The organism is Bacillus litorisediminis (genome assembly GCF_022808645.1).
Lineage (GTDB): Bacteria > Bacillota > Bacilli > Bacillales > JC228 > Bacillus_BF > Bacillus_BF litorisediminis.
In genome coordinates this window covers 130511-144102 of sequence record NZ_JAKZKT010000003.1, presented here as the reverse complement: position 1 = coordinate 144102, position 13592 = coordinate 130511, and the positions used below count along the sequence as shown (strand labels likewise).

At 40.7% G+C, this 13592-nt stretch carries 12 protein-coding genes; all 12 read left to right on the top strand.

The window, feature by feature from the left end; genetic code table 11:
- Positions 1-5 precede the first annotated feature (5 nt).
- The 12 genes from MLE14_RS02570 to MLE14_RS02515 all read left to right on the top strand — a co-directional run bounded on the left by MLE14_RS02570 (position 6) and on the right by MLE14_RS02515 (position 13591).
- Entirely contained in the window at positions 6-716 is a 711-nt protein-coding gene (locus MLE14_RS02570; protein ID WP_243296713.1) for a FadR/GntR family transcriptional regulator, read from the top strand.
- Positions 717-738: 22 nt separating this feature from the next.
- Positions 739-2151 carry an FAD-binding oxidoreductase gene (locus MLE14_RS02565; protein WP_243296712.1) on the top strand — a complete coding sequence of 471 codons (1413 nt, stop codon included), beginning with the start codon at positions 739-741 and terminating at the stop codon, positions 2149-2151.
- Complete coding sequence (locus MLE14_RS02560) at positions 2144-3430, top strand: (Fe-S)-binding protein (protein ID WP_243296711.1); 1287 nt, start codon at positions 2144-2146, stop codon at positions 3428-3430. The genes MLE14_RS02565 and MLE14_RS02560 overlap by 8 nt, the downstream gene beginning before the upstream one ends.
- 12 nt (positions 3431-3442) lie before the next feature.
- Positions 3443-4633, top strand: a complete 1191-nt coding sequence (lhgO, locus tag MLE14_RS02555) for an L-2-hydroxyglutarate oxidase (RefSeq protein ID WP_243296710.1) — start codon at positions 3443-3445, stop codon at positions 4631-4633.
- A 1978-nt stretch (positions 4634-6611) separates the two neighbouring features.
- On the top strand, positions 6612-7841 hold the full coding sequence (locus MLE14_RS02550) for a CaiB/BaiF CoA transferase family protein (protein ID WP_243296709.1): 1230 nt from the start codon (positions 6612-6614) through the stop codon (positions 7839-7841).
- Positions 7842-8627, top strand: a complete 786-nt coding sequence (locus MLE14_RS02545; protein ID WP_243296708.1) for an enoyl-CoA hydratase/isomerase family protein — start codon at positions 7842-7844, stop codon at positions 8625-8627. It abuts the gene before it with no gap.
- 16 nt (positions 8628-8643) lie between these two features.
- Positions 8644-9075 (top strand): PaaI family thioesterase, encoded by a 432-nt coding sequence (locus MLE14_RS02540; RefSeq protein ID WP_243296707.1) that lies wholly within the window; start codon positions 8644-8646, stop codon positions 9073-9075.
- A gap of 91 nt (positions 9076-9166) precedes the next feature.
- Complete coding sequence (locus tag MLE14_RS02535) at positions 9167-10156, top strand: Bug family tripartite tricarboxylate transporter substrate binding protein (RefSeq protein ID WP_243296706.1); 990 nt, start codon at positions 9167-9169, stop codon at positions 10154-10156.
- A gap of 112 nt (positions 10157-10268) precedes the next feature.
- Positions 10269-10709 carry a tripartite tricarboxylate transporter TctB family protein gene (locus MLE14_RS02530; RefSeq protein ID WP_243296705.1) on the top strand — a complete coding sequence of 147 codons (441 nt, stop codon included), beginning with the start codon at positions 10269-10271 and terminating at the stop codon, positions 10707-10709.
- Between the two features lie 18 nt (positions 10710-10727).
- Entirely contained in the window at positions 10728-12251 is a 1524-nt protein-coding gene (locus MLE14_RS02525) for a tripartite tricarboxylate transporter permease (RefSeq protein WP_243296704.1), read from the top strand.
- A 129-nt stretch (positions 12252-12380) separates the two neighbouring features.
- Complete coding sequence (locus MLE14_RS02520; protein WP_243296703.1) at positions 12381-13064, top strand: GntR family transcriptional regulator; 684 nt, start codon at positions 12381-12383, stop codon at positions 13062-13064.
- A complete protein-coding gene (locus tag MLE14_RS02515; protein ID WP_243296702.1) occupies positions 13064-13591 on the top strand; it encodes a gamma carbonic anhydrase family protein in 528 nt (175 codons plus the stop codon). Before MLE14_RS02520 ends, MLE14_RS02515 begins: the two co-directional genes overlap by 1 nt.
- The last annotated feature ends 1 nt before the right edge of the window (position 13592 follow it).

The window sequence follows — 13592 nt, the reverse complement described above, 5'->3', positions numbered from 1 at the left end:
GAAGGATGAAGCTACGGCCAATCAGAAAACAAAAACGAATCTATCAAGTTATTATTGATCAAATTAAACATGCCATTGAGAATGGACAGATTAAGCCGGGGGACAAATTGCCGTCTGAAAGAATGCTGGCCGAATCTTTACAAGTATCCAGAACATCTGTTAAAGAAGCTGTGACTGTTTTGGAATCGGCTGGGATTGTTCATGTCAGGCCGGGGGTAGGTATGTTTTTAATCCAAGATTCCCAACAAAGCCTACTATCCAAGCTTTCACAAGTAATTGAAGGGCATAAAGCGAACTTTAAAGATTTATTAGAACTTAGGCAAGCAATTGAAGGAGATGCCGCTTATTACGCAGCGATCAGAATTACAGAAGAACAAAAAGCAAAACTTACATCAGTTTTCCATGATCTTGTTTTGGCTGAAGAACTAGGCGAAGTCGCGATTGAGGAAGATTTCCGCTTTCACTTTACCATCGTCGAAGCAGCCAATAATCCGGTAATGCTGGAAGTGATGAATCTGATTTCAGATAAAATGATTCATAGTTTAGCAGCTAGCAGAGAGAACTCAACAAAGAATCAGGTTTTAAATATGGAAGTACAATCCGAACACCGCCATATTTATGAAGCCATTATGAACAATGAACCGGAGAAGGCCAGACAGGCAGCTTGGGAACATCTCCAAGGGAGTAAACAGCGTCATATCCATCTTTTAGAATAACGGAAAATGGAGAGGAAACAAAATGGACAGAGACAGAATGATTGATTTAATTGGGGAATTTATTCCAGAGAAAAAAAGGATTTTAACGGATAAAGCTGATTTATACAGTTACTCCTATGATGCTTCTTTTGGAGTCTATGTTCCTGATGTTGTCGTTCAGCCGAAAGAAACCGAAGAAGTGGCTAAAATTATGAAGTTGGCCAATCAATATGAAATACCTGTCTATCCTCGCGGTCAAGGCACCAGTTTAAGCGGCGGTCCGCTCCCGGTAAAAGGCGGGATTGTCCTTGACTTATCAAGATGGGACCAAAAACTTGAAATTGATGCAGAAGACATGGTGGCAATCGTCTCGCCTGGTGTCATAACAGCACATATAAACGCCAAAGCAATGGAAAAAGGGCTGATCTATCCTCCAGATCCGAGCAGCTCCAATATCGCTACCATTGGGGGGAATCTTGCAGAAAATGCAGGCGGACCAAGAGGGCTTAAATATGGGGTTACAAAGGATTATGTGATTGGATTAGAAGTGGTTACACCAGAAGGAGAAGTTATCCGAACAGGCGGACGGACTGTTAAAAATGTAACCGGCTACGATTTAACTAAATTGATAGTAGGCTCTGAGGGAACTTTAGGGATCATAACAGAGGCAATTCTCCGTCTTTATCCAAAACCGGCAGCAAGCAAAACCTTAATGGCGTTATTTGACGATTTGGTCGATTCAGGCAAAGCGATTTCGAAAGTCTTAAGCTCCGGGATCTTGCCGGCAAAGATGGAAATCATGGACCAAGCATCCATACAAGCGGTAGAGGCATACCATCCGCTTGGTCTCCCAATTGATGTAGAAGCATTAATTTTAATCGAATTGGATGGTCATCCGATGGCGATTGCTGATGAAATGGTAAAGGTTCAAGAGGTCTGTAAAGAGGTCGGTGCCAGAGAAGTAAAGGTTGCCTCGACGGATGATGAAGCAAAGGAATTGTGGAAAGCCAGAAAGCTGGTTTCCCCGGCCATTGTCCGAGTGAAACCAACGAAAATTTCTGAAGATGCAACGGTTCCGAGAAGTAAAATTCCAGATATGTTTAAAAGATTAAAAGAAATCAAAGAAAAATACAAAATTGATTTAGTCGTTTTCGGTCATGCAGGTGATGGCAATCTTCACCCGAATATCATTGCTGATAAACGGGATCATGAAGAAATGAAACGCGTGGAACTGGCTGTTCAGGAGATCTTTGAGGCAGCGATAGAATTAGGCGGGACTCTCTCAGGCGAGCATGGAATCGGGACGATGAAAGCTCCTTTTATGGAAATGGAATTAGGCAAGGTGGGGTTGGACATGATGAAGCGAATCAAGGAAAGCTGGGATCCAAAGAACATTCTAAATCCGGGCAAGATTTTTCCGGAGCCAGGGCAAAGGCTAGTGCTGTCTCATGAATAATGCCAATCTCGCGTATGAACAAACATTTGATTGTGTTCAATGCGGCTATTGTTTGCCAGCTTGTCCCACCTATAAAACGATGGAAAAAGAAACCCACTCACCTAGAGGAAGAATTAATCTGGTCAAAATGGCAGCAGAGGGAAAAATTTCGCTTTCCGAGCTGGAGGGTCCCATTGACCTGTGCCTAGGCTGCCGTGCCTGTGAAACCGTCTGTCCGACCAATGTGCAATATGGAAAGATTTTAGAATCAGCAAAAGAAGTCTTACAAGAAGAAAAGAAGAAGAAAATGCCGAATCGGGTGAAATTGTTTCAGTCCTTTTTCTTTAATAAAGTATTGCCTAATGATGCAGTTTTGAACATGGCAGGGTCGGGCTTAGCTTTCTATCAGCAAAGCGGGCTGCAAAAGGTTACGCGTAAGCTGGGAATCTTAAAAATGTTTCCTGAAAATCTTGCAAGCTTTGAAAAAATCTTACCAGATGTTGAAGGTCCGATTCGAAGAAAGCAAAGGGCGAGTCATTATTCTGCTCAAGGCAAACCGGTCTATCGAATCGGCTTTTTCACAGGCTGTATCATGGATACGATGTTCTCATCGATTAATACATTGAGCATCAAGCTCCTGCAAGCAGCAGGCTGTGATGTGACTGTTATTAAAGAACAAACCTGTTGCGGCGCTTTGCAAAGCCACAGCGGGGAAATCAACATGACAAAGATGCTGGCCAAGAAGAACATTGAAGCATTTGAAAAATATCAGTTTGATTTTGTGGTGAACAGTATTGGCGGCTGCGGAGCGATGCTGGTTGAATATGGCCATCTTTTGGCTGATGAACCTGCGTGGGCTGAACGGGCCAGGGAATTTGCAAGAAAAAATGCTGATATCAGTGTGGTACTAAGTGAGTTATCTTTGCCTTTTAAAAAAGAGATACGAAAGGCAGTCACCTATCAGCCCTCCTGCCATATGACCAATGTGCAAAAAAGAACAAAGGAACCGCTAGCTCTTTTGCGGTCAATACCGGGTATTCATTATATAGAGCTGCCTGATCATGATATGTGCTGCGGTTCTGCGGGGATTTATAACTTAGTGAATTACCAAGAGTCAATGAAGATTTTAGATGGAAAGATGGAGCATGTTCGAAGGGTTCAGCCAGAGGTCATTGTGACGACAAATCCAGGCTGTCATTTGCAAATGAAATTAGGGGTTGAACGGGAGCAGCAAACTGACAAGATTCAGGTTGTTCATCTGGTCGAATTGCTGGCTGAAGCTTGTGAGATTAACGTCTAGGGAGATGAGTATATGTATGATTTTACGATTATAGGCGGGGGTATTGTCGGTTTATCAGTAGGGTTGGCGATGACTGAACAATTCCCAGGAAAAAAGATCCTGATTTTAGAAAAAGAAAAAGAGCTGGCCGCTCATCAGACAGGAAATAATAGCGGAGTGATTCATTCTGGCATTTACTATAAACCAGGCAGCTTTAAGGCGAGGTTTGCGAGACAAGGCAGTCAATCAATGGTTGAATTTTGCCAAATATATGGAATTGAGCATGATATTTGCGGAAAAGTGATTGTGGCCACCAATCAGAAGGAATTGCCTTTGCTTGAAAATCTTTATCAGCGCGGACTGCAAAATGGTCTTTCGATTAGAAAATTGAATCGTGAAGAATTAGTAGAGATTGAACCGCATGTCAATGGGCTTGAAGCAATTCATGTCCCGGCTGCAGGGATTGTAAATTATAAGCAGGTTTCTAAAAAAATTGCAGAATTGATACAGGAACGCTGCGGAGAAGTAAAATGCAAAGAAGTGGTTCGGGCGATTCAAGAACATCAGGATGGGGTTACCGTTGAAACAGATCGAAATACGTATGAAACGAAATTTTTAGTGAACTGTGCCGGCTTGCATAGTGACCGGATTGCTAAGTTAGCAGGTTATCAGATTGATATGAAAATCGTTCCATTCCGCGGGGAATATTACAAGCTTAAGCCGGAGAGCAGAGGCTTGGTTCGTAACCTAATCTACCCTGTTCCAAATCCCGATTTCCCGTTCCTTGGCGTGCATTTTACCCGCATGATCGGCGGTGAGGTAGAGGCCGGCCCAAACGCGGTATTAAGTTTTAAACGGGAAGGGTACAAGAAAACCGATATTAATCTGAAGGATCTTGCCGAAGTTTTAAGCTATAAAGGATTTTGGAAACTGGCGAGTCAAAATATGCGGGAAGGCATCAATGAAATGGTGCGCTCTGTGAGCAAAAAGAAGTTTGTTGAAAGCCTGCAGACTCTGATCCCGGAAATCAAAGGGGAAGATTTAGTACCGGGCGGAGCAGGCGTGCGGGCACAAGCATTGAAAAGTGACGGTTCATTAATAGATGATTTCCACTTTGTTCAAGGCCGAAAGAGTTTACATGTTTGTAATGCGCCTTCACCGGCGGCAACTGCGTCGCTTGAGATTGGGAAAGAGGTTGTGAGGCAGATAAAGGAGCGGTTTTAGCGAATATATGGGTGTAAAATTGCGGTGCGGGTAATTGGGAAATAACGGAATGATTGCCCTGTTTTATCAGCGATAGGTTGGTGTTAAAAGATGCTGCTCATACTGTGAATACGGTTGGAGAATGTAGGTCGCTCCGCTTTGGTACAACGAGCCAGTGAAATAGTCAGACCACTACGACCAGGTGAACCACTGATTACGACTCTTTCGGGAAGCATCAGAGTAGACTGACCCATTGTTGCATCAGACTGGTACTATAATAGTTGCAGCGGAATGAGGATCCATTAAATTGCGTTTGGCGGATCCTCATTCCGTTATTTGAATGAAAACATGCACTTTAGGGGCTGAAGCGGATTTTGATTCCGCTATTTGTACAAAATCAATCAAATTTGACGGAAAAAAAGGCAAATAACGGAACCAGGATCCGAAACCATGCTCCAAACGAAGATTTTTGAATAAATAGCGGAATGAGGATCCATTAAATTGCGTTTGGCGGATCCTCATTCCGTTATTTGAATGAAAACCTTCACTTCAGGGGCTGAAGCGGATTCTGATTCCGCTATTTGTACAAAATCAATCAAATTTGACGGAAAAAAAGGCAAATAACGGAACGAGGAACCGAAACCATGCTCCAAACGAAGTTTTTTGAATAAATAGCGGAATGAGGATCCATTAAATTGCGTTTGGCGGATCCTCATTCCGTTATTAGAACGAAAACCTGCACTTCAGGGGTTGAAGCAGATTCTGATTCCGCTATTCAAACAAAATCAGTCAAATTTGACGGAAAAAAGGCAAATAACGGAACCAGGAACCGAAACCATGCTCCAAACGAAGATTTTTGAATAAATAGCGGAATGAGGATCCATTAATCAAGTTTGGCGGATCCTCATTCCGTTATTAGAACGAAAACCTGCACTTCAGGGGTTGAAGCGGATTCTGATTCCGCTATTCAAACAAAATCAGTCAAATTTGATGGAAAAAAGGCAAATAACGGAACCAGGAACCGAAACCATGCTCCAAACGAAGATTTTTGAATAAATAGCGGAATGAGGATCCATTAATCAAGTGTGGCGGATCCTCAATCCGTTATTAGACCGAAAACCTGCACTTCAGGGGTTGAAACGGATTCTGATTCCGCTATTCAAACAAAATCAGTCAAATTTGACGGAAAAAAGGCAAATAACGGAACCAGGAACCGAAACCATGCTCCAAACGAAGATTTTTGAATAAATAGCGGAATGAGGATCCATTAATCAAGTGTGGCGGATCCTCAATCCGTTATTAGACCGAAAACCTGCACTTCAGGGGCTGAAGCGGATTCTGATTCCGCTATTTGTACAAAATCAATCAAATTTGACGGAAAAAAAGGCAAATAACGGAACCAGGAACCGAAACCATGCTCCAAACGAAGTTTTTTGAATAAATAGCGGAATAAGGATCCATTAAATGAGTTTGGCGGATCCTCAATCCGTTATTAGACCGAAAACCTGCACTTCAGGGGCTGAAGCGGATTCTGATTCCGCTATTCGAACAAAATCAATCAATTTTGACGAAAAAAAAGCAAATAACGGAACGTTTTCGTCCGTAACTAAAATCAAGCTTGACTCTGAGCGTAACATTATAGTAATCCTTAACGATTTTAGCCCGATTCACCGTTAAAATAATGAGAAATATTTGATTTTGCTGCGGTCTATATGACCGCAGCATTTTTTATACTTACGTGAATCCGATAACCGCAGTAAAAGTTTATAAAGGGCAGTATCGGGACAGGAAGCTAGGAAAAAGTCTTTTACAAGGGGCTCTAAAGGACAAAAACAAGAAGATTGGGAACAAAAAGTCATTCATAAAAGGCCTTATAGAACTTAATAGCAAGCCCATCATTTTAATAATTTAAAATTTTCAGAATACAGGTTGACATATTTCTTTGGGTTTATGTATATTTTATATTGTATACATTATACACAAAAAGGAGGTCTTTATGATGCTACCACTATCAGGAGTTAAAATACTAGATTTAACCCAATTTTTAGCTGGCCCGTATTGTACGATGGTTTTATCCGATTTGGGCGCAGAAGTAACAAAAATTGAAAGATTTCCAGGAGGGGATGATTCACGAAGACTGGGTCCATTTATTAATGGGGAAGGATACTGCTTTGCCATGCCGAATAGAAATAAAAAAAGTCTGGCACTCGATCTCAAATCTTCCAGGGGAGTAGAGATTTTTCATAAGCTGGCTGAAAAGGCAGATATTATCATTGAAAATTTTCGTCCGGGAGTTACAAAGAAATTAGGGATTGATTATGAAACTATCAAAACGGTGAATCCTGAGATTATTTATTGCTCTATTTCCGGATATGGCCAAACGGGTCCATATAGTCATAAGGGTGGCTTTGATATCATTGCACAAGGTGTAACCGGATTTATGAGGATGACTGGTGAACCGGGAGGTAGGCCCGCAAAATTTGGAATTGCCATTAACGATATTGCGGCAGGTGCAACAGCCATTTACGGAATTTTAGGTGCCTATATTCATAAGCTTAAATCTGGTGAAGGCCAGTATCTCGATACCTCATTGGTGGATGCAGGATTAGCTTGGACTATTTGGGAATCCGCTGCGTATTTTGGAGGCGGGGAAATCGCAGGGCCTACAGGAACAAGACATCGCCGGTCTACCCCATATCAGGCTTACCGGACAAAGGATGGCTATGTGACAGTAGGTGCTGGCAACCAGCGGTTATGGGAGCGTTTCTGTTTGGAAGTGGTAGAAAGACCGAGATGGATCGAGCATGAAAAGTATATAGATTTACAAAGCCGGATGAAAAATATTGAAGAGTTAGAAAGGGATATTGAAGAAGTCTTGATCCAGGAGACCACTGCTTATTGGGTTGACAAACTAGATAAAGCTGGTGTTCCAGGGGGCCCAGTATATACGTATGACCAGGCACTTAGCGATCCTCATATTCTAGCACGGGGAATGGTACAAGAAATGGAGCATCCAAAGTTAGGAAAAATTAAAACATTAGGGATTCCTATCAAGTTTTCTAAAACGCCATTGCAAATTAAAAATCCGGCGCCTTGGCTTGGACAGAATACGACAGAGAAATTAAAGGAAATTGGTTTAACAGACGAAGAAATTGAAACTCTTTACAATGATCAAGTTGTTTTTGATAAATATCGTGAAAAAAGTGCAGTGGCTAGGGAGGAAAAATAAATGGAAAAGAAAGATATTTACTTAGTTAAACAAGGAGAAGTCGCTTCGATTATTTTAAATAGACCAGAAAAAAGAAACGCTCTTACTCATGAAATGTGGAAGGAGATTCCTTCATTAATTGAAGAAGTGGAGGAAGATCGATCGATTAAAGTATTAATCATCAGAGGAGCGGATGAAATCGCATTTGCGGCTGGAGCTGATATTTCTGAGTTTAAGACGCTGCGGGCTGATTCAAAGGGTGCGAAAATTTATAATGATGCAACCCATAAAGCAGAGCGGGCTATTGCCACCATGAAAAAGCCAAGTATTGCTTTGATTCAATCCTATTGTATTGGCGGCGGCTGTGAAATTGCACTTGCCTGTGATTTTAGATTCTCTGATACAAACGGTAAATTTGGGATCACCCCTGCTAAGCTTGGATTGGTATATAGTTTAACAGCTACCAAGCAGCTAGTCGATTTAGTCGGACCCTCACAAGCCAAGTATATATTGCTGTCAGGTGAAATTATTGATGTTGATCATGCTTTACGGATCGGACTGGTGGACAAAGTTTTTCAGCCTGAGGAGATTGTAGAAAAAACCTATCAATTTGCCGAGGAATTATGCCAGAAGGCACAGTTCACCGTAAGGAGTATGAAACATATTATCGGTTTAATTCAACATGGGCAAGTGGAGGAAAGTGAAGAAACAGAGAATTTAAGAAATGGTTCCTTTGACACAGAGGACTATAAAGAGGGAGTCAGAGCTTTTCTGGAAAAAAGAAAGCCAAAATTTACGTATTCTTAAAAGAGGGTAGAGAATCATGGGGAAATCTAATGTAGAACGCCGGTTTGAAGAGGCTTTAAAAATAGAAAAAAGAGATTTTGAAGAATTTTTTTTAGTAAAATTCTTTGGTTTTTCATTCAGTTATGGGGAGGAGACATGTTTGATAGAGCTGGAAACGGATGATTACATGTTCAATCCCCAAGGCTCCCTTCATGGCGGTGTCATCTCCTTATTATTAGATGTTTCAATGGGGCATCTTTGTAAGAAATTTATAGGAACAGCTGTAACTTTGGAAATGAAAACTCAATACTTGCGGCCGATTTATACTGAAAAAATTAAATGTGAGGCTAGTTTTATAAAAAGAGGTAGAGAAATCATTATGGTTGAATCAAGAGTGTTCAAAGAAAATGGAAAGCTGGCCGCACTTGCAACAGGTACGTGGAAATTATTAAAGGAAAATATCCAATAGTTCCTTGCTTACATATGTTTCTATATTTTCTGACACCTGGACTTAGCTGGCTGTAAAATGAAAGCGTTTTATTTTGAGGAAGGAAAATATAATGAAGAAACTTCAAATTGTTTGTATATTGATGGCGTTCATTTTGTTGGTATCTGCTTGCAGCAGTAATGGAACTACATCAGCCGGGTCGAATTCAGCAGAAGGGTATCCACAGGAACAACTTGAATTCACAATTGCCTTCGGTCCAGGTGGCGGCAGTGACATCATGGCTAGAACTGTAATCTCTATTTTAGAAAAACATGAATTATATCCTGAAACCATAATCCCAGAAAATAAAGAGGGGGGCAGTGGAGCTGTTGGCTGGGGATACCTGAAAAATCAAAGCGGTAATCCTTATCATATTTCTACAACGAGCGGAAGTTTTATAACCACTCCATTGTTGTCTGATGCTGGTTTTAACTATGAAGATTTTACTCATATTGCATTAATGGCTACTGATGACATGTTTTTCTTGGTCAGAGGGGATTCGGAATACGATTCGTTAGAAGAATTTGTTGCAGCAGCAAAATCCAATAATTTCAAAGTAGGCGGAATTGGTGCAGCCAATGTAGACAGAATGATCGTCACTACTTTTGCAAAAGAGGCAGGAATTGAATTAGAGTATGTCTCATTTAATGCTCAAGGCGAAAATTTAGGGGCGATCCTTTCAGGCAGTCTTGATGCTATTGTTAGTAATCCAGGGGATGTTGCCGGGCAAATAGAAGCTGGCGAATTAAAGGCGCTGGCATTTTCGGGAAAAAGTCAGCTCCCAGATTATCCAGATGTGCCTACCTTTATAGACAAAGGTTATGAAGTAAGCATCCCGATGCCTAGGGGTATTATTTTGCCCGGAGATGTTCCGCAAGAAACCAAAGAGTGGTGGATAGACACCATGAAAAAAGTTGCTGAAACCCCAGAATGGAAAGAGTATATCCAAAAAAATAAATTAACAGAATACACTTTATTCGGTGATGATTTTACCAAATATTTAGAGGAAACGACATCTGTGTTTGAAGAGATCATGATTGATCTGGATATCATTGAACAATAAATTTATAAGCGAAATAGTCTGAATATTTAGATTTGAAAGTCTTCCTGCTTATCAGAATTGGCTTACTAGCACTGTAAGTCAATTCTTCAGTACATCCTAAGGGGGAAAAGAAGTGAGAGCCATCTTTTCAGGAGTATTGTTGATTTTCTCTATATGTTTCACAATTTACGGATTTAAATATCAATATTTAACCCATACAGGTCAGATGGGTGCAGGGTTTTTCCCTAGGTGGATTGGTTTTCTCTTAATTCTCTGTACGGCAATCAGTTTTTGGAAAGACATACGACTTGTTTTAAAGGATAAAAGCAAAGATATTGCCTTTACAAAGACGATGGTTTCCTTAGTTGGAATCACTGCCCTATTTATTATTTTGTTTCCGATTATCGGAGCATTACTAACGATGATTCTCTATGTTTTTTTCGTATTATTACTCCTAAACAGCAAGAAACTAGTAACCAATATTATTGTAAGTTTAGTATTTCCTCTTGGAACCTACTTACTATTAGAGACTTGGCTGCATGCTGGAATTCCAAAAGGGTTTTTAGGCTTTTAATGGGATGGAGGGTAATGAATGGATATTTTATCAAACCTATGGCTAGGTTTTACTATCGTATTTACTCCAACAAATATTTTGTTTCTGCTGATTGGTGCGTTTGTGGGAATGATTGTAGGAATAATTCCAGGCTTTGGTCCTACAGCAGGGATTGCTATTCTTTTGTCACTCACTTATACGCTTGATCCTACAACTGCCATTATCATGTTAGCTGGTATTTACTATGGCTCCATGTATGGCGGGACCATTACATCCATCGTTATTAATACACCTGGAGAATCTGCTACTGTCGCCAGTACATTTGATGGATATCCTCTAGCCAAAAGAGGGAGAGTCGGCCCAGCTTTAGTGATGCAGGCAGTGGCTTCTTTTATAGGCGGTACGATTGGCGTTATATTAATTAGCGGATTTGCGCCATATTTTGCAAATCTTGCCCGCTCTTTTGGACCGCCAGAATATTTTATGATTATGGTAATGGGGCTGCTGACACTCATCATTATTATGGGAGAGAACAAAATTTATGGATGCATATCTGCATTATTAGGTTTAGCGTTAGCAGTAGTTGGTGTAGATGTTATTTCAGGGGCGCAACGGTATACATTTGGGCAGCCAGAATTAATTAATGGGATCTACTTTTTGCCTGTTGCCATTGGCCTATTCGGAATCGGGGAGCTATTTCACTCTGTGTCTGAAGGCGCACATAAAGCAGCGCAAGGCACTATTATAAAATTCGATATGCGCAAAGATTTTTGGCCGAGTGTCACAGAATGGGTTGAAAGTAAGTTCGCATTTATTCGCGGCTCTCTCCTCGGTTTTTTTGTTGGCGTCTTGCCTGGTGCAGGTGCAACAGTTGCTTCTCTTATGTCTTATTCTTTAGAAAAGAAAGTTTCTAAAGAACCAGAGAAATTCGGTAAGGGATATATGCCAGGTTTAGTGGGTCCAGAATCAGCCAATAATGCCGCATCTGCAGGCGCAATGATTCCGCTCTTAACTTTGGGGATTCCTGGTTCAGGATCAACAGCCGTTTTACTTGGAGCGTTTTTAATGTGGGGGTTACAGCCCGGGCCATTGTTAATGACGGATAATCCCGAATTTTCATGGGGACTTATTTCGAGTATGTACCTTGGAAATGTGATTCTGATTGCGGTTAATATATTTGCCATACCGTTGTTTATTAAAATTATGAAGATTCCATATTACTATATGGTACCTGTCATCCTGATCCTTTGTACGATTGGAACATTTAGCCTTCATGGAAGCATTATTGAAACTTGGATTATGCTTATTTTTGGTGTCATCGGATTTCTAATGAAAAAATATGGCTTCTCCCCAGCAGCACTTGTGTTAGCTCTTGTATTAGGACTGATGGCCGAAAATACATTGAGGCAATCTCTTATTATCTCGGACGGGAATTTATCAGTCTTTTTTACAAGACCTATCTCTTTAACGGTTTTACTAATCATGGCCGTCATGATTATTTTCCCGCTTATTAAGAAGGCCAAGAATACATTTATGAAAAATGATTCTGATGTTCAAATGTGAATCCTGCTAATAATGACAATGTTTATAGTTTTTCAACAATACTAGTAGGAAAGAATTGAAAACTTTATAATTACATCAAGGTAATCCTATAAAATGACTAAGAAAATAGCGAAAATGTGAGGTATGATCATGAGTTTGTCGGCAAAAACAATTACTGGTGCAGCTTACGAAAAAATAAAATCTGATATTTTAGCCGGGAAGTATAAGCCCGGTCAACGTTTATTGGAAAAAGAACTGTCTGAAGATCTTGAAGTCAGCAGAACTCCAATCAGGGACGCACTTGTTCGGCTGGAAGAGGAAGGACTAGTGACCATGAAACCTCATAGAGGGGTTTTTGTCAGAAAACTGACACGGAAGGATATTCAAGATTACTATCAAACTAGAGCGGTGTTAGAGGGGCTTGGTGCTCAGTTAGCGGCCAATAACATAACTGAAGAGGCAAAGGTAATTCTGCAAAATTATATGAAAAAGATGGAATCTATATTGTCAGAAGTAAGAAATGAAGATGATAAAGCGATTGTTGATGTCAATGATGATTTTCATTCCTATATTTTTCAGTTGGCAGATAATGCAATTCTAGATAAAATGCGGAGAACTTTAGCGAGTCCCATTGCTTTAATCCGATCCACCTCATGGATTAACAAGGAACGTAAATATGAAGTATTTCAGGAACATATAAGAATCACCGAAGCGATTTTAAATAAAGATCCTCTTTTAGCTAAAGAACGTGCAGAGGAACATATTTATAAAGCCTGGCAATCAGCGGAACGAAATTTAGATCATCTGCCTAAAGATGAGGAGGGCGATAGTTAATGCTATACCGGATCCATGAAAAACAGCCGGTGGTTCATGAAAATGCCTACATAGCTCCAGGGGCTATTCTAATTGGCGACGTCATCATTTCCGATCAAGCTTCTGTTTGGTTCAATGCTGTATTAAGAGGGGATAACAGTCAAATAACCGTCGGAGAGCGTTCAAACATTCAGGACGGAGCTATTATTCACGTGGACCCAGGTTTTCCGGCAATGATTGGGCAAGATGTTACAATTGGTCACAATGCGATTATACATGGCTGTATCATTGAAGATGGTGCACTAATCGGAATGGGAGCTGCCATTTTGAATGGTGCAATCGTTAAAAAAGGAGCACTAGTTGCAGCAGGTGCATTAGTGACAGAAGGAATGGTGATCGAAGAAGGAATGCTTGCTGCAGGTGTGCCCGCAAAATTAATGAAGAATTTAACGGAGAGTCAAGTTGAGAGGCTAAAAAGGGGAGCCGAAAGTTATGTGCAAAAAGGAAGCATGTATAGCAGAAACTTAGAATTAGCAGAAAAGGGATAAT